This is a genomic window from Massilia sp. R2A-15, assembly GCF_030704305.1.
Taxonomy (GTDB): Bacteria; Pseudomonadota; Gammaproteobacteria; order Burkholderiales; family Burkholderiaceae_D; genus JAFCUW01.
In genome coordinates this window covers 3,536,412-3,554,406 of sequence record NZ_CP131935.1, presented here as the reverse complement: position 1 = coordinate 3,554,406, position 17,995 = coordinate 3,536,412, and the positions used below count along the sequence as shown (strand labels likewise).

The following is a 17,995-nucleotide window of genomic DNA, read 5'->3' as shown; positions in this document are numbered from 1 at the left end:
TGTCAGATCACGTCGGCAAAGCCGGGCTGCAGCTTGCGGAACAGGGCCAGTCCCAGCGCCAGCACGGCCGCCGCCACCAGCGCCATCGCGCCGAGCGCATGCCACGACATTGCGGCGCCGCCGAACACGGCGTGGCGCGACAGGTCGACCAGGTAGAAGAACGGGTTGTAGTCCATGATGATGTTGCGGATCCACAGCGCGCCGTGATCCTCCACCAGTGTCGCCGGATAGAGGATGGGGGTGAGCCAGAACAGGATGGTGACGCCGACCGGCACTGCCTGCGCCAGGTCCGGCACGTACACCGCCAGCGCGGCGACGACGTAGGCGATGCCCAGCGTGAGCGCCAGCGCGATCAGCCAGATCGGCAGATAGGCCCAGGCCGTGGGCGCCAGCGGCACCTGCAGGTAGATCATCAAGCCGGCGGTGAGCATCAGGATGATCGCCTGGCTAAGCAGCGCCGACGCGAAGGGAATCAGCGGCAGCACCCACACCGGGAACGCGATCTTGTTGATCAGGTAGGCGTATTCGCGCAGGATGCCGGGGCTGCGCCCGACCACCTCGGAGAACACCGTCCACAGCGAGAACGGCACGAAGTAGAACAGCGCGAACGGCACGTTGCCGTAGCGCTCGCCCATGCGCCCGGTCATCAGGATCGAAAACACGATCACGTTGATCAAGGAGTACAGCAGCGGCACCCCGACATTCCACGCCACCCCCGCGTACGAACTGGCGTAGCGGTTCTTCAGGTCGCGCCTGGCCAGCATCCAGGTCAGTCCCAGGCCGTTCCGAAATCCTTGGTTGGTGTTGTTTCGCATAGGGGAGCGGTCAGTGCATGAAATGCCGGATGAAATTGAGGAAGCGCCGGCGCGTGCGTTCGGGCGAGAAGGTGGCCACGTAGGCGCGCGCCTGCGCGGCGTACTCGCCGTATTCGCTGTCGCGCCAGGCCGGCGACGTCACCAGCGCGGCAGCGTCGGCAATCGCCGCGGCCAGCGCCGCGACGTCGCCGGTCGGCACCAGCTGGCCCAGGCCGCCCGTGATGGCCGGCAGGTTGGAGTTGTCGTAGCTGATCACCTTGCAGCCGCTGGCGAGCGCCTCCAGCACCGGCACGCAAAATCCCTCGTGCCAGGTGGGCAGCACGAACAGGTCGGCGTCGCGCAGGAGGCTCGCCTTCAGTTCTTCCGGCGCGCTGCCGTGGATGGTCACGCTGACCTGCGCGCCGTGCGCTTGGTGCAGCTGCTCGATCGCCTTGCCGATTTCGTCGAGCAGCAGCGGATCGGAAAACATCAGGTTGCCGACCATGTCGAGCGCGATGCTGCGGCCGGGCGTCGCGCGCAGCACCTGGTCGAGCGCGGCCACCAGTTCGCCGGCGCCTTTCGATTTGACGAAGCGGCCGACGAAGGCGATGCGCACCACGCCGTCGCGCGCGCTGGGCTTGGCCTGCGGCGGCTCCTGGTGCGAATGCAGCGCCAGCGGCATCACTGTCGCGGGCGTGTCGATGCCGGCCGCGCGCATCACGTCGAGGTTGGTCTGGCTGTCGCACACCACGTGGTCGGCGAACATCAGGTTGGCCAGCTGCTTGAACGACAGGTCGGCCGTTTCGTGATGGCTGGGGGCGACGAATTCCTTCGGCGTGATGTTGTGGAACACCACCAGCCGCCTGGCGTTCACGGGGCACACCGTGAGCGCGTCGAACAGCGGGTAGTGAACGCCGAAGTGGAACACCACCAGGTCGCTCGAGCGGAAATGGGTATCGAACACCAGCGCGCGCACGTCGTCGACCTTGGTGAACGGCAGCTGCGGCTGGTCGCAGGCGTAGGCGAACAGGCGCACCCGGTGCGACGCGGACAGCCATTCGATTTCATCGCGGATCGAGTTGGAGATCGCATCGTGCTGCATGCAGATCCCGTGCACGTACGAGATGTTCACGCGTGGGCCGCCTCGAAGTTCTGGCGCGCCATCGCGTACAGCCCGACCGACGCGCCGGCCATCCGTTCGGAGGTGAATTTTTCGGCGAAGATGCGGCGGCCGGCGGCGCCCATTTCGGCCCTCAATGGCGCCGACGCGGCCAGCTTCAGGATGGCGGCGGCCAGCGCGTCGCTGTCGGCCGGCGCCACCAGCAGGCCGTTGACGCCGTCTTCGATTATTTCGGGCATACCGCCAACGTCGCAGCCGATCACCGGCTTGCCTTCGCGCATCGCCTCCAGGAAGACCAGGCCGAACGATTCGAAGCGGCTCGGCGCGACGAAGATGTCGCAGGCGGCGTAGGCGGCCACCAGTTCCTGCTGCCCGGCGCGGCCACCGAAATGGACCCGGCCGCGGGACGCCTTGCCCGCCTCGCTGTTCAGGAAGGCTTCCTTGTAGCTTGCCTTGCCGCCCGGGACCGGCAGGCTGTCGTCGCCGACGATGCGGAAATCGACCTGCGGATTTTCGGCCAGCACGCGCGGGATCGCCGCCAGCAGGGTGTCGATGCCCTTGCGCGGCTCGAGCCGGCCGACGAACAGCACCGTCACGCGCCCCGAGGCAGGGGCCGGCGCCGGCGCCGCGGCTGCGGGCGGCATGCCGAGCGGCGCGACGCGCACCGCGTCCTCCCTGAAACGGAAGCCGTACCCTTCTTCGATGTCGCGCCGGATCGCCGCGCTGATCGAGCGCACCCCGCTCGATTCGAGCATCAGCTGCTTCTCCATCGCCAGCACCGGCGCGGCGAAACGCTTCATCCACTGCTTGTCGGCGTGACGGTCCGGATGCGACTGGAGCCAGAAGTGCAGCGTCGTCTGCAGGCTCGTCACCAGCGGCCAGCGGCCGTCGAACAGGAAGGCGGCGCCTTCGCAATCCCACACCGGCGCCTCGACCACGTCAATCTTGCGGTGGGTGGCGATGCGCCTGGCTTCCTCGAACGCCACGGCCGACCAGTTCCACAGCTGCTGCGGCAGCGCGGCGTCGATCGCCGCCTGCGAGCGCGGCACCTCGCGCACCACCATCCGGTGCACCCATACGCCGTTCTCGAAATCGACCCGGTTCACGTCCGGGCTTTGCGTGATGACGCAAACGATGTGTCCATCGCGCGCCAGGGCCTCGGCCAGGTCCTTGTTGAAGGTGGCGATGCCGCCGCCGTGGTTCGGCGGGAAGTCGCGCGACACCAGCACGATCGCCTTCGCGTCCGGATTGGCGATCGGCGTGAACGGCTTGAAGTGGCCGGCGTAGCGCGCCAGCTTGGCCGCATCGATCATGGCGCCGGGCAGCACGCCTTCGAAGCCGCGCCGCAGGCCCACCTCCAGCGCGCGATCGAGGTCGCTGTTGAACTGCGCCACGTCCGCTTCGGACAGCAGCTTTTCGCCGGCCGCCCAGTTCACTTCCTGGCGCTGGCCTTCGACGAAGTTATGGTGCTCCTGCAGCACCCGCGCCAGCGGATGGAACTCGCGCGCGTGCTTGAGCGTGAAGTAGATCTTGTTCTTGATGATCGGATAGCGGTTGCGCGGCACCTTGTTTTCGCCGCGAATATTGCTGGGCGCGTACTTGTGATGGACATAGGCGCACGGCAGCTGCGCGATCAGGTAGCCGGCGTCGACCACGCGCAGGCAGACGTCGGTCTCGTCGAGGAAGTACTCGTATTCCTCGTCGAAGCCGCCCACTTCGAGCAGCGCCGAGCGGCGGAACGACGAATTGCAGCCCAGCAGATGCGGAAAGCGCCCGCTTTTCGGGAACGACAGGTGCGGCGTCGGGCCGGCCATGCCCACGTCGGCGTTGCCGAAGCGGTCCACCACGCAGTACTTGTACTGGAAATCGTAGCCGGTGTGATTGAACACCAGGCCGCCGGCCGCGCCCACCATCGGGTCGGCGTAAGCCTGCGCCAGTTGTTCCAGCCACTCCGGTTCGGGGATGGCGTCGTCGTCGATGAAGGCCACGATGTCGCCCTGCGCCATGCAGATGCCGATATTGCGCGACACCGACAGGTTGGCCAGCGCGCATTTACCGGCGCGCACCTGGCCGGACCAGGCCGCGATTACGTCGTCCGAGTGGTCGGTCGAGGGGCCGTTCACCACCACCACTTCGAACTGGCCGGAATACTTCAGCCAGCGCAGGCTGTCGAGCGTCTGCTGCAGTTCGGGGCCGCGGTTGAGGGTGTTGATGACGATCGAGATGGTCGGTGACGGCGCCTTCATGCTGCCTGCTCCATGGCCTGCAGGGCCGGCTTGCGGGCCGCGATTTCAAATTCGTAGCAGCGCCCGTTCCGGCGCCCGCTGGCCAGCACCTGCACGTCAACGAAGCCGGCTTCGCGCAGGTAGTCGCTCATCGACGCCGGGGTGAACATATTGAAGTGGAAGTCGCCGTCGTAGTCCTGGCCGCCGTACAGCACTTCGCGCAGCGAGGCGTAGGGGTAGGTGCCGTTGGCGTATTCGCGCAGCATCGCCTCGGCATCGGGCACCACCGCGGCGAAGCGGCCGCCGTGTTTCAACAGGCCGAAGTAGTACGGCAGCAGGGCGCGCCGCAGCTGCTCCTGGGGGAAGTGTTCGAGCAGGTGGGCGGAAAATATTTCGCTCAGTTCGCCCTGGGCAAACGGCAGCTGGTCGACTTCGGCGACGATGTCCACGCCGGGCAGGGCGCGCCGGTCCACGTTCAGGTAGCCGTCGAGCGCAATGTGGCCGCAGCCGAGGTTCAGCCGCAAGCCGTCGTTGCGCGCCGCCGCGACCTTTTCCGGCGCCAGGATTTCACCGGCCGTTTCGAGCTGAGCGGCGCCGGCGTCCGGCGCGGTGGCGCCGTAGCGCATTTCGAACATCAGCTCGCGGCGCACGAATTCGACCCGGCCAAGCAGGAATTCGACGGCGTTCACCGCGCCGTCGAGGCGCGCGTTCAGCGCATCGATCCGCGCGCTGGTGCCGGCCTCCGCGCCATCGAGCCGCTGCGCGAAGGCCTGCTCGACGCGCTGCAGTTCGGCGCGGCCGTCGGCCAGGTCGCGCCCGAGGCGGCGCAGCGCCACCGGCACCGACTTGACCAGGTTGTCGCGGTCGTTGTCGCTGGCCAGCTGGCGGTGGTTCAGCGCCGACACCGTTTGCAGCAGCGTGGGAAGCTGCTCGGTTTCGAAGTGGGAGGGACGTCCATCGGCCATGAAGCTGGCGTCGGACAAGCCGTTGCGCGCCAGGTATTCGGCGCGAAATTCAGGCAGCCGGATCACCGCGACGCCGATGCGGATCAGGCGCCCGATGCCGGGCCAGCCGGCCATGGTCCGGACGATTTTTCGAAGTCTTGCTTTCATCGCTTTCATCGATCAGCCATTTCTGTGCAAACATTGTTACAAAAAAAGCAGGCGCGGCCGCGGCTCATCCCCGGCGGGCGGGGGCGGCCCGGAACTTCCGGCCAGCGCGGCGACGCAATGTACCAGCGCGCACCCGATCGCCACCCGTGGCCTCGAATCATAACGCGCAATCGTCGAGGCCGACACAAGCGCCATCGAAAAGGTGTAACAGTGTCGCGGGTCGCTGCGCGAACAAGCGTGGTGCGTGCGGCGATTCCCCGCGTCCTTCGCCGACCTCAATAGACCTGCCGCCGTCAATTTCGTTCCGTCACTCCGCTTGATGCGGCTCCAAGCCTGGACTCGCCGTGCCAACATGATCGTCCCTCGCTTGCAGCTACTTCCTCAGCAAGCGCTGGATCTGCCGCCAGGCATGAGGATGCCGAGCAGCGCGGCGCCATGCTGCTCCCACGTCATCCACGGCATGCGCTCCGGCCGCACATGCCCGCCCGCGGCGTACGCGGCCAGCCAGGCGTGGATCGCGTCGGCCAGCGCGTGCTGGCCGTCGGCATCGCTGAAATAGCTGGCGTGCTCGCCAGCGACCTCGCGAAACACCGCCAGGTCGCGCGCCAGGATCGGCACGCCGTGGCGCGCCGCTTCGATCAGCGGCAGGCCGAATCCCTCGCCTTCGCTCGGCGCCAGCAGGCATGCGCTGTGCCGGTACAGGGCGTGCAGCTGGTCGTCGCCGGCGCCCTTCAGCCACAGCAGCCGTTTGCCCAGCTGCGCGTGGCCCTGCAGCCGCTCGACGATCTGCGGAATGGTGCGCCGTTCGGCGCGCGCCAGCGGGGCCCAGCCTTCGCCGCCGACGATCACCAGGTTGGCCTCGACGCCGCCGGCCCACAGTTGCTCGAAGGCCGCCAGCGCCTGCAAATGGCCCTTGCGCGGTTCGATGGTGCCGACCATCAGGAAGGTGGGCGCGGCGCCGAAGCGAGCGGGCAGCGCCGGCGCGGCCGGCGGCGCGGGCGCGCCATCGAGATCGGCGCCCAGGTGCAGCGAGGTCACGCGGGGATGCGGCGCCGGCAGGGCCTGCGCCGCCATCCAGTCGCGCAGTTCGCGGCCGACCGCAGCGGAGATGCAGATCAGGCGGTCGGCGTTCGCGGCGACGCTGCGCAGCCAGTCGGCATGCACCCGGTCGGCGCCGGCGGGGAAGAAGTCGGGGCGCAGAACCGGCAGCAGGTCGTACACCTGGAAGCTGATTTCGACGCCGCGTTCCCGCCATTCGGCGTACAGCCCTTCGCGCGCCGCCCCGGTCACCGCGCCGGGCGCGTAATCGGCGCCGTAGAAGAGGTCGCCCGGCGCGATGTCGACCGCCGCGTCGCCCGCGGCGCCGGCATCGATGCCGAGCAGGGCGCAGGTGTACTGGCGCGCGTAGCGGTACTGCCAGCGCCCGCCCTGCGCGCACAGGCGCACCGGCTCGACGCGCAGACCGGCCAGCGGCCGGCGCAGGAGTTCGAGCAGCTGGGCGCGCACCACGCGCTCGATGCCGGTGCGCAGGTCGTGCCGCGCGATATTGGTGACGTCCACCAGCAACTGGCGCTGCGCCAGCCGGTCCGGCAGGCGCGCCATGCACGCGGCCAGCTGCTGCATCGCCGCCTTGCCGGCCGTGGCGCCGGGGACCCTGGCCAGTCGTTCCGCCAGCGCGCGGCGGCCGGTGCGCGCGGTGCGCCACGCCTGTTCCAGCACGCCGGCGTACAGTTGCGCGCAATGGGCCGGGGCGTGGCTGGTGCGGATCAGCGCACGCGCGTTCTCGCCGAGGAGCGCGCGCAACGGGGCGTCGTGGCGCAGCCGCTCCAGCGCCGCGGCCAAATCGGCCGGCGCAAATTCCTCGTCCAGTTTCAGGATCGCGGTGTCGGGCAGCTCCGTCATCGAGCCGCTGGCGTTGACGATGGTGGGCAGGCCGTAGTTCATGCAGTCGAGTACCGCCGCCGAGGTCTCGCCGCGCGAGGCGGTGCGCAGCTGAACCCCGGCGTCGGCCGCCTGCAGGTAGCGGTGATAGTCGGCGTCATCGGTCCAGCCGGCGATCCGGATGCGCGGGCCGGCGGCGCGGATGGCGTCGGCGATTCCGGCTCCGTAGGCGCCGCCGTGGTTGGCGCCGACCAGCACCAGTTCGCAGGCCGGATCGGCATGCAGCGACGACGCGATCCATGCCTCCACCAGGCGGGCTGTCAGCTTGGTCGGTGCGATGAATCCGAAACTGCACACGACGAAGGCGTCCTGCCGGATTCCCAGTGCGGCGCGCGCGGCGGCGCGATCGGTTTGGGCGGGGGCGCTGCGCGGCAGCGGCGCCACATGCCAGTTGCCGGTGGCGCCGGCGCCGTACCATTCTTCGGCGAGCTCGCGCGCATGCGCGGAGTGGACAATCACTTCAGTGGCGTTGTCGAGCACCGCGAGGTTGCAGGGATAGCTGTCCTGGGCCTGCTCGAGGTCGGCGCTAGTGGCGGCGCGCAGCGCAGGGTAGCCGTGCGAATGGTACAGCGCCTCGGTCCAGGCGCCGGGCAGCGCGCTGCTCACCTGCTCGTACGCCAGCACGCGGCTGAGGAAGAAATCGTGCAGGACCACCACGCCGGGGTGCGCTTCCAGCAGCGGGAACATGTAGCCGTGGAACGGGCTGTTGCCGAACTGGTAGAGGATCTGGTCGAACAGATGCGCGTTGTGCAGGAACCATTCGGCGGAGTGGCGGGGCAGCGCGGCCAGCGCGGCGGGCAGGCTCACTTCATCCTGCTGCACCACCAGATCGATCTCGAAGTGCGCAAGCAGTTCGGGCAGCAGTTGCACCGCGTAGTCGGCGATGCCGCTGCGCTGCGGCGGCAGCGGCGAGACGAACGCCAGCCGGCGCCGCGCCGCCGCGCCGTGCGCTGCGGGCGCGCGCGCATGATGCGCTTCCAGCGCGCGCAGGCTGCGCTGTGCGGTGGCATCCCAGGAAAAGCGCCGCGACTGCACGCGGCCGTGGGCGCGCAGCCGTTCGCGCAGGTCCGGGTCCTGCAGCACGCGGGCGATGCTGGCGGCGATCGCGGCCGGCGAGGATGCATCGAACAGCGCCTCGGCGCATCCGATCACTTCCGGGATGCTGCTGTTGTCGGCGCCGATCACCGGCGCGCCGCAAGCCATCGCCTCCAGCGCGGGCAGCCCGAATCCCTCGTGCAGCGAGGGGAACACGAACAGCGCGGCGGTGCGGTACAGGTCGATCAGCGTCGCATCGCCGACGTGGCCGGTGAGGATCAGGTCGCCGGCGGCCAGCCCGCTTCGCGCGGCGTGCGCGCGCAAGTCGCGCTGGCGCGCCGCGTCGATTCCGCTGGCGATCAGCAGTTGGTGGCTCTGGCGCAAGGCCGCCGGCAGCAGGCCGAATGCGCTGATCAGTCCTTCGATGTTCTTGCGGGCGTCGGTGCCGCCCGGCGCGTACATGACGATCTCGCGGGTGATGCCCAACGTGCGCCGCAGCGATTCGCTGGCGTGAGGACCTGGCTGGAACGCGGCATCAGCGGCGGTCAAGATGGCGACCACGCTTGCCGGATCGAGTCCGAGCGCCTGCACCGCCTCGTCGCGGGCATGGTTCGATATCGCCAGCAGCAGACCGGCGCGGCGCAGCGACGCGATCTTGCGCGCGTAGTACTGCTCCTGCGTCGCGGTACCAAGATAGGCATCCGGATTCAGGAACGGAATCAGGTCGTAGAGCACCACGGCGGTGCCGGCGCCCTCGGTGAATTCGCCGACCGAGGTGACTGCGTCGTCGACATAGCCTTCGAACAGGCTGGTGACCAGGACGGCGTCCGGCTGCAGCCGGGCGATGAAGCTTTCGCGCAGCAATTCGGCGCTGCGGCTGCGCACCGAGTTGTCGGCCGCCAGTTCCGCGACCGGCAGCGGCACATCGAATACCCGCATGCGCTCGCGAGGAACCAGGCCTTCGAATGCGCGTTGCAAGGCGGCCAACCCATCGAAGCCGCCGTTCATGACCAGCCAGATGTCGTGCTCACCGGCGTTGCGCGCAATCGCCTGCGCCAGCGCCAGCGAGTATCGCCCGATGCCGCGCAAGCGACTGGCCGACTGGGCTCCCTGCAGGTCGATGACGATGCGCATTACGGGGCGCGCTTGTCGAATGCGCGCTGCAGTTCGCGCATCATGCGCTGGGTGCGTGGCGACAGGTCGCTGTCAGCCTGCGGGCCGGCCGGAGGTTTCGCGTGCGGCGCCAGCGCCGCGCGGTACATCATGCCTTGCAGGCGTCCTTGCAGCGTGGGGAAGCGCCCCAGCATGCGGCGCGCGATGTACTTCAATTGCGGCCGGCGCAGCACCGCCCGCGCCAGCCGCACGGCGGACCGGGTCAGGGAGTGTTTGAATCGGGCGGTCGACATGGAAGCAATCCGAGAGGTGACGGGCGATTCCGGCATTTTCCCATAATCGGGCTAACGCGCCGAGACCGTGCACAGCTGGTAGGCCCAGCGGGTGCGGCCGATGAAAGCAGGGTGCGACCGGCAGCTGGACTGGTCGAGGACGAAGCCGTACCTTGCGAGCAGGTCGCGGGCCTTGCCGAGCGTTTCGCGGTTGGCCTCCTGCGCCCTGCGGCGATCGGCCTCGCTTCGCGGCTGGGCCGGGTCGGCGCGGTCGGCTTGCAGCATCACGTACAGTGGGCCGCGCCGGCTTGCCACCATCGCGCGTACCCGGTCCTGGTAGGCCTGCGACTCGGGAAAGCCGGAGCCGAGCGAGACGAACGCCAGGGATTTCGGGAACAGCGTCACCAGCCAGCCCATGGGCGGATCGCCGTGCACGGTGAACACCAGGCTTTCCTGCGGCTGGGGGAAGGCTGGCACCTCGGCGGAAAACGCGGCGCGGGCCCAGGAGGCGTGGCCCCATGACGCATGCGGCAGCCCGGCGATTGTGGCCGCCACCAGCGCCGCCGCGCCGATCCGGGCCGCCAGCGGTGGCGGCGCAAGGCGGTGCAACACCAGCCACAGCGCCAGCGGCGCGATGAGTTCGAGCGGTATCAGGTAGCGGTAGATGCCGAACAGGTTCAGCCAGCCCAGGTAGGCGAGGGCGAAGAATGCCAGCAGCATGCGCTGGAGCGGCGCCGCTTCATCCGCCACTGCTGCCGGGCGCCTGAACAGGAACGTGAGCGCCAGCAGCGCGAACGCCGCATACAGCGCCGGCCAAAGCAGCAGCGTCAGTTTCAGCTCGCCGACGCGTTTGGAGTCGAGCGCGAAGATGAACGGCCACAGGAATTTTTCGGCCAGGCCTCGGGGCAGCCAGCCGGTGTCGCCGATGCCGATCGGCGCCGCCAGCGGACCGTGGAAGCGATCGTTAAATTGTGGGAACAGCGGATTGCCGAACACCGTCCACATCTTCCAGTACCAGTGGCCGGCGCTGGCGGCAATGCCGGCGAGGACGCCGACACCAAAGACGAATGCCGCGCGCAGCCGCGGCCACGCGTTGCCCGGCAAAGCGAACAGCGCCAGGCACAGGGCGAGGGCGTAGGTGGCGTTGGTCAGCTTCAGCCCCGCGCCAAGGCCCATGACGATGCCGGCGCCGATGGCGGGCGCCGCGCCGCCGCCGCCGCCGCGCGCGAGCCGGTGGAAGTTCGACAGCACCAGCAGCACGGCGCCGAGCACCAGCAGCGACGTGGTGTTGTCGCCCATGCTGTTGCCTAGCTGTGTCAGGAAGCCGGCGCCGAGCGTGCCGGCCAGCGCGAGCAGCAGCGGCAGGCGATAGCCCTTGTGCGGCAGCGCGTAGCGCGCGATGGCCGCGGCCAGCACGAAATTGAGGCCGTGAAGGCAGCCCATGACGAAGCCGGCGACGGGGCCCGGCAGCGCGTGCGTCAGGCCGTAGTACAGCAGGTCCAGCGTCGGGTTGAAATAGCTTTGCCATTGCGCGGGCGCGAGGTCGAACCCGATTTTCCCGTTCAGCAGCGCGAACGGGTTATAGAGGTGGTAGTTCTTCAGATCCCAGTTGTCGTCCTGGCCCAGGCGCAGCGACATCAGTCCGAAGACCAGCGGCATGGCCACCATCGCGAAGCGCCATGCCGATGCCTGGTCGAGGCGCCGCCACGCGGCGCCGATGAAGGAGAGGAAGCGCTGCCTGAACGTCATCGGGACCGGAATATAAAGTATTTGGCGTTGACGAAATTGACCGTCATCCCGGCGAGCGAACCTGCGGCGACCGCGGCCAGCGGCAGCAGCGGAACGTCGCGGATCGTCAGGATGAGGGCGCTGTAGACGCCGTAATTGACCGCGCCGCCCAGCAGCATCGCGGCCAGGTAATTCCACCACTCGCGCCACGCGGAGATGCCGGGTTTGCTACTGAATGTGTAGCGCCGGTTGAATTGCCATGTCACTGCGACGGCGCACAGGAACGACACGGCGCGGCCGGCGAACGGACCCATGCCCAGCGCGAGCGCCAGGTACAGGGCGGCGACGTCGGTGATCAACCCGAGCACGCCGGCCACCGCGAAGCGCGCCACTTCGACGCGCGTGTCAGCCACGGTGCGACGGTCCGGGGATCGAAAGATAGGCGAAGCGCTTCTGCTCGACGCGCCCCTTGGTGACCGTATCGAGGATCAGCCCGCAGGACAGCAGGATCACGCCGAACAGTACCAGCGACGCGCACAGGATCGCAGTCGGCTGGCGCGGCACCAGGCCGGTCGCCAGGTAGGTCTGGATCACTGGGACCGACAGCGCGATGGCGAGCAGGGTGCAGGCGAAGAAGCCGATCGAGAAGAACAGCAGCGGGCGCTCGGTCTTGAACAGGCGCAGGATCATCATCATGATGCGCATGCCGTCGCGGTAGGTGTCGAGTTTGCTGACCGATCCTTCCGGGCGCGACTTGTACACGGTGGCCACTTCGGCGACCGGCATGCGCAGTTCGAGCGCGTGCACGGTCAGCTCGGTCTCCGTTTCGAAGCCGGAGGAGTGGGCTGCGAAGGACTTGACGTAGCGCCGCGAGAACACGCGGTAGCCGGACAGCATGTCGGAGAAGCTGCGGCCGAACAGCATGGCGACGCAGCCGGTGAGCATGCGGTTGCCGAAGCGGTGGCCGAAGCGGTACGCGGCCTGTTCGCTCGACACGCGCGAGCCGACCAGCATGTCGAGCCCTTCGTCGACCAGGCGTTGCGCGAGCTGCGGAGCGACGCTGGCGTCGTAGGTGTCGTCGCCATCGACCATGATGTAGATGTCGGCTTCGACGTCGGCGAACATGCGCCGGATGACGTTGCCTTTGCCTTGCAGAGGCACCCGGCGCACGGTGGCGCCGGCTTCGCTGGCAATGCGCACGGTGTCGTCGGTCGAGTTGTTGTCGAAGACGTGGACTTCGGCTTGCGGCAGGCAGGCGTTGAAGTCGCGCACGATGGCGCCGATTGTCAGGGCTTCGTTGAAGCAGGGGACCAGGATGGCAATGCGCTGGCCGGCGAGGCAGCTCACTGGATCGATTTGCCGATGCAACGCTTGGTCGAAGGTGACTGGCATGTTCCTGGAGGGGGAATTTGTGCAGCGGCCATTATAGCCGTGTCACTACCAGTCACTTCCGATTCCCCGGCTCCGGGAGGTTTTAAGCCGGTTCGGCTTCCGGCTTGCAGTGCGGGCACGACTCGCCGTACACGTAGTTGGGCGAGAGCTGCTGGCGCGGCGTCACCACGGCGCGGCAGGCGAAGCACTGCACCGTCACGCTCGGCTCGAGCTTCGGATTCAGGGCGGTGCGGTAGTCGAACACGAAGCAGTCGCCGGTGTAGTGCTCGCCGCCGACGTCCTCGAAATATTTCAGGATGCCGCCTTCGAGCTGGTACACGCTGTCGTAACCGATATTCTGCATGTGGATCGCCGCCTTCTCGCAGCGGATGCCGCCGGTGCAGAAGGTGACGACGGTCTTGTCGGCCAGCGCATCCTTGTTCGCGGCGATCACTTCCGGGAACTCGGTGAATTTTTCGATGCGGTAGTCGATCGTGTTGTTGAAGGTGCCGACGTCGACCTCGAACGCGTTGCGGGTGTCGACCATCACGACCGGCTTGCCGTTGTCGTCGTGGCCCTGGTCGAGCCAGCGCTTGAGCGTGGCCGGCGCCACGGACGGCGCGCGGCCCAGCTCCGGTTTGATGAGCGGCATGCGCATCGTGATGATCTCTTTCTTGATCTTCACCAGCATGCGCTTGTGCGACTGCTCCTCGGAATAGCTTTCCTTCACCTCCAGGTCGGAGAAACGCGCGTCGCTGCGCACCCATGCGAGGAACTGGTCGATCTGCGCGCGCGGGCCGGACAGGAACATGTTGATGCCTTCTGGCGTCAGCAGGATCGTGCCTTTCAGGCCAAGCTCCTTGCAGATCTCCTGGTACTGCGGGCGCATCTCTTCGATGTTGTCGAAGGTGATGAATTTGTAGGCGGCGATATTAACGTGCGCCATGGCGGCGGCGCTGGCCTGCGCCGCGGCGAGGTCGGTGGTGGCTTGCATGATTGCTAACTGAAGATTTCGGGCGAAGCCGCTATTATAAACCGCGCCGTTGCCGGCGTCAGCGATGCGGCGGGGTCTGGTCCTGCGGACCTGACCCCATTCGCTGTGTGCACAACGAAAAAAAGACAGGGCGAACCCTGTCTTTTTGATCACGCGGCGGCCGATTACTTGGCGGCTGGCGTAGCTGGCGTTGCAGGCGTCGCTGCCGCAACTTCAGCTTTTGCCTTGGCCTTGACTGCCTTGTGCTTTGCTTTGGTCTTGGCGGCTTTGGCGTCGGCCTTGACTTCGGCGGCATCCGCCTTCACTTCTGCTGCAGCGACTTTCGCATCGGCTTTGGCTTCGGTCTTGGCGACTTTGGCGTCGGCTTTGACTTCGGTCTTGGCGACTTTTGCGTCGGCCTTGACTTCAGCGGCGGCGACTTTGGCGTCAGCCTTGACCGCAGCGGCTGGCTTCACTTCGGTCTTGGCGGCTGGCGCTGGCGCCTGGGCGAAAGCGGCGGTAGCGAACAGAGCGACGGTCAGAGCGGCGAGTACGTTTTTCATGGTGTGTCCCTTGTGTAGTTGTGAATAAATCGGTGCTGCTGAGCTATTAACGAGGCGGCCAAAATGCCCGTTGACGATACTTACAACTTCTTACAGTTGGGCAATTACGACGGTCGGGCAGATGCCGGAGGCGGGATCGGCCGGGCGGGGTAAAATAGCGCCTCTTCGCACAGCAGGTGATTAGCAAATGAGCATGGATGTCATGGAACTTGGTACTGAAACGGTGGCTGCCCCGGCAAAACCGGCGGCTCCGGCATTTGTCCACCTGCGCGTGCACTCGGAATACTCGATCGTCGACGGCCTGGTGCGCATCGACGACATCATCGGCGCCGCCGCCAAGGACAAGCAGCCGGCGCTGGCGATCACCGACCTGGCCAACCTGTTCGGCATGGTCAAGTTCTACAAGTCGGCGCGCGGCAAGGGCATCAAGCCGGTGATCGGCGTCGACGCCTGGATCAGCAACGACGACAACCGCGACCGGCCTTCGCGCCTGCTGCTGCTGGCGAAAAACCACATGGGCTACCTGCAGCTGTGCGACCTGCTGTCGCGCGCCTGGCTGACCAACCAGAACAAGGGCCGCGCCGAGATCCGCCCCGAATGGCTCGAAGCGCTGGCCACCAGCGAATCGACGCTGCATCCCGGGCAGTCGCAGGCCAACGGCCTGATCGTGCTGTCGGGCGCCCACTTCGGCGACGTCGGCCAGGCGATCGAAAACGGCAACCTGGATCTGGCCGAACGCTGCGCCCGGCGCTGGGCCTCGGTATTCCCGGGCCACTTCTATATAGAGGTGCAGCGCGCCGGCCAGCCGAACCAGGAGCCGCAGGTGCGCCATTCGGTCGCGCTGGCGGCCAAGCTTGGCCTGCCGGTCGTGGCCACCCATCCGATCCAGTTCCTGTCGCAGGAAGAGTTCATCGCGCACGAGGCGCGCACCTGTATCGCGGAAGGCGAGATGCTCGCCAACGGCAAGCGCGTCAAGCGCTTCAACGAAGAGATGCGCTTCAAGAGCCAGGCCGAGATGGCCGAACTGTTCGCCGACATGCCGGCCGCGCTGGCCAACTCGGTTGAAATCGCCAAGCGCTGCAACGTCGTGCTCACGCTGGGCAAGCCGCAGCTGCCGAACTTCCCGACGCCGCCGGGCATGACGATCGACGAATTCCTGGTGTCCGAATCGAAGGCCGGCCTGGAACAGCGCCTGGTCCAGCTGTATCCGGACGAAGCCAAGCGCGAGGCCGAGCGCCCGCGCTACGAGGCGCGCCTGAAGTTCGAGACCGACACCATCTGCAACATGAAATTCCCCGGTTACTTCCTGATCGTGGCGGAGTTCATCAAGTGGGCCAAGGAAAACGGCGTTCCGGTCGGACCGGGCCGGGGTTCGGGCGCCGGCTCGCTGGTGGCGTACTCGCTGCTGATCACTGACCTCGATCCGCTGCAGTACAACCTGCTGTTCGAGCGCTTCCTCAACCCTGAACGCGTCTCGATGCCCGACTTCGACATCGACTTCTGCCAGGAAGGGCGCGACCGCGTCATCCAGCACGTGAAGGACCTGTACGGCAAGGAGGCGGTCTCGCAGATCGCCACCTTCGGTACGATGGCCGCGAAGGGCGCGATCCGCGACGTCGGCCGCGTGCTCGATTTCGGCTACAACTTCTGCGACGGCATCTCCAAGCTGATCCCGTTCAAGCCGGGCAAGCCCGTCACCATCGCCGACGCCATCGCCGAGGAACCAATGCTGGCCGAGCGGCTCGAGAACGAGGACGAGGTCAAGCAGCTGCTCGACCTGGCGCAGCAGGTCGAAGGCATCGCCCGCAACATCGGCATGCACGCCGGTGGCGTCCTGATCGCGCCGGGCAAGCTGACCGATTTCTGCCCGCTGTACACCCAGGGCGGCGACTCGGGCGTGGTGTCGCAGTACGACAAGGACGACGTCGAAGCCGTCGGCCTGGTCAAGTTTGACTTCCTGGGCCTGACCACGCTGACCATCCTCGACCGCGCGGTGCGCTACATCAAGCAGCTCGACCCGGCCAACGCCGACTTCGACCTGGCCAAGCTGCCGCTCAACGACCGCGCATCGTACGACCTGCTGACCAAGGCCAAGACGGTCGCGATCTTCCAGCTCGAGTCGCGCGGCATGCAGGGCATGCTGAAAGACGCGCGGCCCGACCGCTTCGAGGACATCATCGCGCTGGTGGCGCTGTACCGCCCGGGCCCGATGGACCTGATTCCCGATTTCTGCAAGCGCAAGCACGGCGAAAAGTTCGACTATCCCGATCCGCGCACCGAAGTGATTCTGGCCGAGACCTACGGCATCATGGTCTACCAGGAGCAGGTGATGCAGATGGCGCAGATCGTCGGCGGATACTCGCTGGGCGGCGCCGACATGCTGCGCCGCGCGATGGGTAAGAAGAAGGCCGAGGAGATGGCGGAGCACCGCGAGATCTTCCGCGCCGGCGCCGCCAAGGATGGCCTGTCCGCCGAGAAGGCCGACGAGATCTTCGACTTGATGGAGAAGTTCGCGGGCTACGGCTTCAACAAGTCGCACGCGGCTGCGTACGCGCTGCTGTCGTACCACACGGCCTACCTGAAGGCGCACCACACCGCGGCCTTCATGGCGGCCAACTTGTCGCTGGCGATGGACGACACCGACAAGATCAAGATCCTGGTCGAAGACGCGATCGACGTCTGCAACCTGACCTTGCTGCCGCCCGATATCAACCATTCCGACTACCGTTTCACGCCGGAAGGCGAAGCGCCGTCGGTGACCGGCAAGCGCGTCACCAACATCCGCTACGGCCTGGGCGCCGTCAAGGGATCGGGCCAGTCGGCGATCGAGGCGATCATCGCGGCGCGCACCAGCGGCGGCAAGTTCACCGACCTGTTCGACTTCTGCAAGCGGGTCGACCGCAAGCAGATCAACCGCCGCACGATCGAGTCCCTGATCCGCGCCGGTGCGATGGACTGCTTCGGCGTGGACCGCGCGATCCTGCTGGCGTCGGTCGCGTTCGCGGTGGAGTGCGCCGACCAGGCGCAGGCGTCGGCTAACCAGGTCAGCCTGTTTGGCGGCGACGACAGCGACCTGGTGGCCCCGCCCGACTACGTCAAGGCCACGCCGTGGACCGACAAGCAGAAGCTGTCCGAGGAAAAAATCGCGCTCGGCTTCTACCTGTCCGGGCACATGTTCGACACGTATGCGACCGAAGTGCGGCGTTTTGCGCGCACCAAGCTCAAGGACCTCGATCCGTCGCGCGAGGCGCGCATGCTGTGCGGCGTGATCACCGGCGTGCGCAGCCAGATGACGCAGCGCGGCCGCATCCTGATCGTCTCGCTCGACGACAAGACGGCGGTGGTCGAGGTGACGGTGTACAGCGAACTGTTCGAAGCGAACAAGAACATCTTCAAGGAAGACGACTTCCTGCTGGTGGTGGGCAAGGTGTCGGAAGACCGCTTCAACGGAGGCCTGCGCATCACCGCGGAGAAGGTGTTCGACATCGCGATGTCGCGCATCCAGTACGGCAACCGCCTGTCGATGTCGATGGCCTGCACGGTCAGTCCCGCCAAGGTGGCGGAAGTGCTGCAGCCGCACCGCAATCCGGACGGCCTGCCGGTCGCGATGCGCGTGGAGCCGCAAGGCGTTCCATGCCTGGTGCAGCTGAGCGACGACTGGCGGGTGGCGCCGTCGGACGCCTTGCAGCTGGCGCTGGAGCGCGTGCTGGGCGCGAAAGAAGTCGCCGTCGAATACTGACCGGAGTCG

12 protein-coding genes are annotated in these 17,995 nt (G+C 67.2%); 1 reads left to right on the top strand and 11 read right to left on the bottom strand.

What is annotated here, in order from left to right; translation table 11 throughout:
- Positions 1-2: 2 nt before the first annotated feature.
- The 11 genes from Q4S45_RS16240 to Q4S45_RS16190 form a co-directional block, all read right to left on the bottom strand.
- Positions 3-815 carry an ABC transporter permease gene (locus Q4S45_RS16240; RefSeq protein ID WP_305505983.1) on the bottom strand — a complete coding sequence of 271 codons (813 nt, stop codon included), beginning with the start codon at positions 813-815 and terminating at the stop codon, positions 3-5.
- 10 nt (positions 816-825) lie between these two features.
- On the bottom strand, positions 826-1,926 hold the full coding sequence (locus tag Q4S45_RS16235) for a glycosyltransferase family 4 protein (RefSeq protein ID WP_305505982.1): 1,101 nt from the start codon (positions 1,924-1,926) through the stop codon (positions 826-828).
- The gene (locus tag Q4S45_RS16230; RefSeq protein ID WP_305505980.1) at positions 1,923-4,160 is read right to left on the bottom strand and encodes a glycosyltransferase; all 2,238 of its coding nucleotides are present in this window, start codon (positions 4,158-4,160) and stop codon (positions 1,923-1,925) included. Before Q4S45_RS16230 ends, Q4S45_RS16235 begins: the two co-directional genes overlap by 4 nt.
- Positions 4,157-5,251: a hypothetical protein gene (locus Q4S45_RS16225; protein WP_305505978.1), complete on the bottom strand. Its 1,095-nt coding sequence runs from the start codon at positions 5,249-5,251 to the stop codon at positions 4,157-4,159. Before Q4S45_RS16225 ends, Q4S45_RS16230 begins: the two co-directional genes overlap by 4 nt.
- 381 nt (positions 5,252-5,632) lie before the next feature.
- Positions 5,633-9,361, bottom strand: coding sequence for a glycosyltransferase (locus Q4S45_RS16220; protein ID WP_305505976.1), 3,729 nt, complete (start codon positions 9,359-9,361; stop codon positions 5,633-5,635).
- Positions 9,361-9,633: a hypothetical protein gene (locus Q4S45_RS16215; RefSeq protein ID WP_305505974.1), complete on the bottom strand. Its 273-nt coding sequence runs from the start codon at positions 9,631-9,633 to the stop codon at positions 9,361-9,363. Before Q4S45_RS16215 ends, Q4S45_RS16220 begins: the two co-directional genes overlap by 1 nt.
- A 51-nt stretch (positions 9,634-9,684) precedes the next feature.
- Entirely contained in the window at positions 9,685-11,361 is a 1,677-nt protein-coding gene (locus tag Q4S45_RS16210) for a hypothetical protein (protein ID WP_305505972.1), read from the bottom strand.
- Positions 11,358-11,753 (bottom strand): GtrA family protein, encoded by a 396-nt coding sequence (locus Q4S45_RS16205; protein ID WP_305505970.1) that lies wholly within the window; start codon positions 11,751-11,753, stop codon positions 11,358-11,360. Before Q4S45_RS16205 ends, Q4S45_RS16210 begins: the two co-directional genes overlap by 4 nt.
- The gene (locus Q4S45_RS16200) at positions 11,746-12,687 is read right to left on the bottom strand and encodes a glycosyltransferase family 2 protein (RefSeq protein ID WP_305505968.1); all 942 of its coding nucleotides are present in this window, start codon (positions 12,685-12,687) and stop codon (positions 11,746-11,748) included. The genes Q4S45_RS16205 and Q4S45_RS16200 overlap by 8 nt, the downstream gene beginning before the upstream one ends.
- Positions 12,688-12,814: 127 nt before the next feature.
- Positions 12,815-13,705 carry a sulfurtransferase gene (locus Q4S45_RS16195; RefSeq protein WP_305505966.1) on the bottom strand — a complete coding sequence of 297 codons (891 nt, stop codon included), beginning with the start codon at positions 13,703-13,705 and terminating at the stop codon, positions 12,815-12,817.
- A 164-nt stretch (positions 13,706-13,869) separates the two neighbouring features.
- Positions 13,870-14,247: a hypothetical protein gene (locus tag Q4S45_RS16190; protein WP_305505964.1), complete on the bottom strand. Its 378-nt coding sequence runs from the start codon at positions 14,245-14,247 to the stop codon at positions 13,870-13,872.
- Positions 14,248-14,449: 202 nt separating this feature from the next.
- On the opposite strand from Q4S45_RS16190, the gene dnaE reads away from it, so the two are divergent.
- A complete protein-coding gene (gene dnaE / locus Q4S45_RS16185; protein ID WP_305505962.1) occupies positions 14,450-17,986 on the top strand; it encodes a DNA polymerase III subunit alpha in 3,537 nt (1,178 codons plus the stop codon).
- The last annotated feature ends 9 nt before the right edge of the window (positions 17,987-17,995 follow it).

What these genes read in the sequence shown, in the direction of transcription:
- Q4S45_RS16240 (WP_305505983.1), bottom strand. Translation starts at nt 815, where the DNA reads ATGCGAAACAACACCAACCAAGGATTTCGGAACGGCCTGGGACTGACC.
- Q4S45_RS16230 (WP_305505980.1), bottom strand. Translation starts at nt 4,160, where the DNA reads ATGAAGGCGCCGTCACCGACCATCTCGATCGTCATCAACACCCTCAAC.
- Q4S45_RS16225 (WP_305505978.1), bottom strand. Translation starts at nt 5,251, where the DNA reads ATGAAAGCAAGACTTCGAAAAATCGTCCGGACCATGGCCGGCTGGCCC.
- Q4S45_RS16220 (WP_305505976.1), bottom strand. Translation starts at nt 9,361, where the DNA reads ATGCGCATCGTCATCGACCTGCAGGGAGCCCAGTCGGCCAGTCGCTTG.
- Q4S45_RS16215 (WP_305505974.1), bottom strand. Translation starts at nt 9,633, where the DNA reads ATGTCGACCGCCCGATTCAAACACTCCCTGACCCGGTCCGCCGTGCGG.
- Q4S45_RS16210 (WP_305505972.1), bottom strand. Translation starts at nt 11,361, where the DNA reads ATGACGTTCAGGCAGCGCTTCCTCTCCTTCATCGGCGCCGCGTGGCGG.
- Q4S45_RS16195 (WP_305505966.1), bottom strand. Translation starts at nt 13,705, where the DNA reads ATGCAAGCCACCACCGACCTCGCCGCGGCGCAGGCCAGCGCCGCCGCC.
- Q4S45_RS16190 (WP_305505964.1), bottom strand. Translation starts at nt 14,247, where the DNA reads ATGAAAAACGTACTCGCCGCTCTGACCGTCGCTCTGTTCGCTACCGCC.
- dnaE (WP_305505962.1), top strand. Translation starts at nt 14,450, where the DNA reads ATGGAACTTGGTACTGAAACGGTGGCTGCCCCGGCAAAACCGGCGGCT.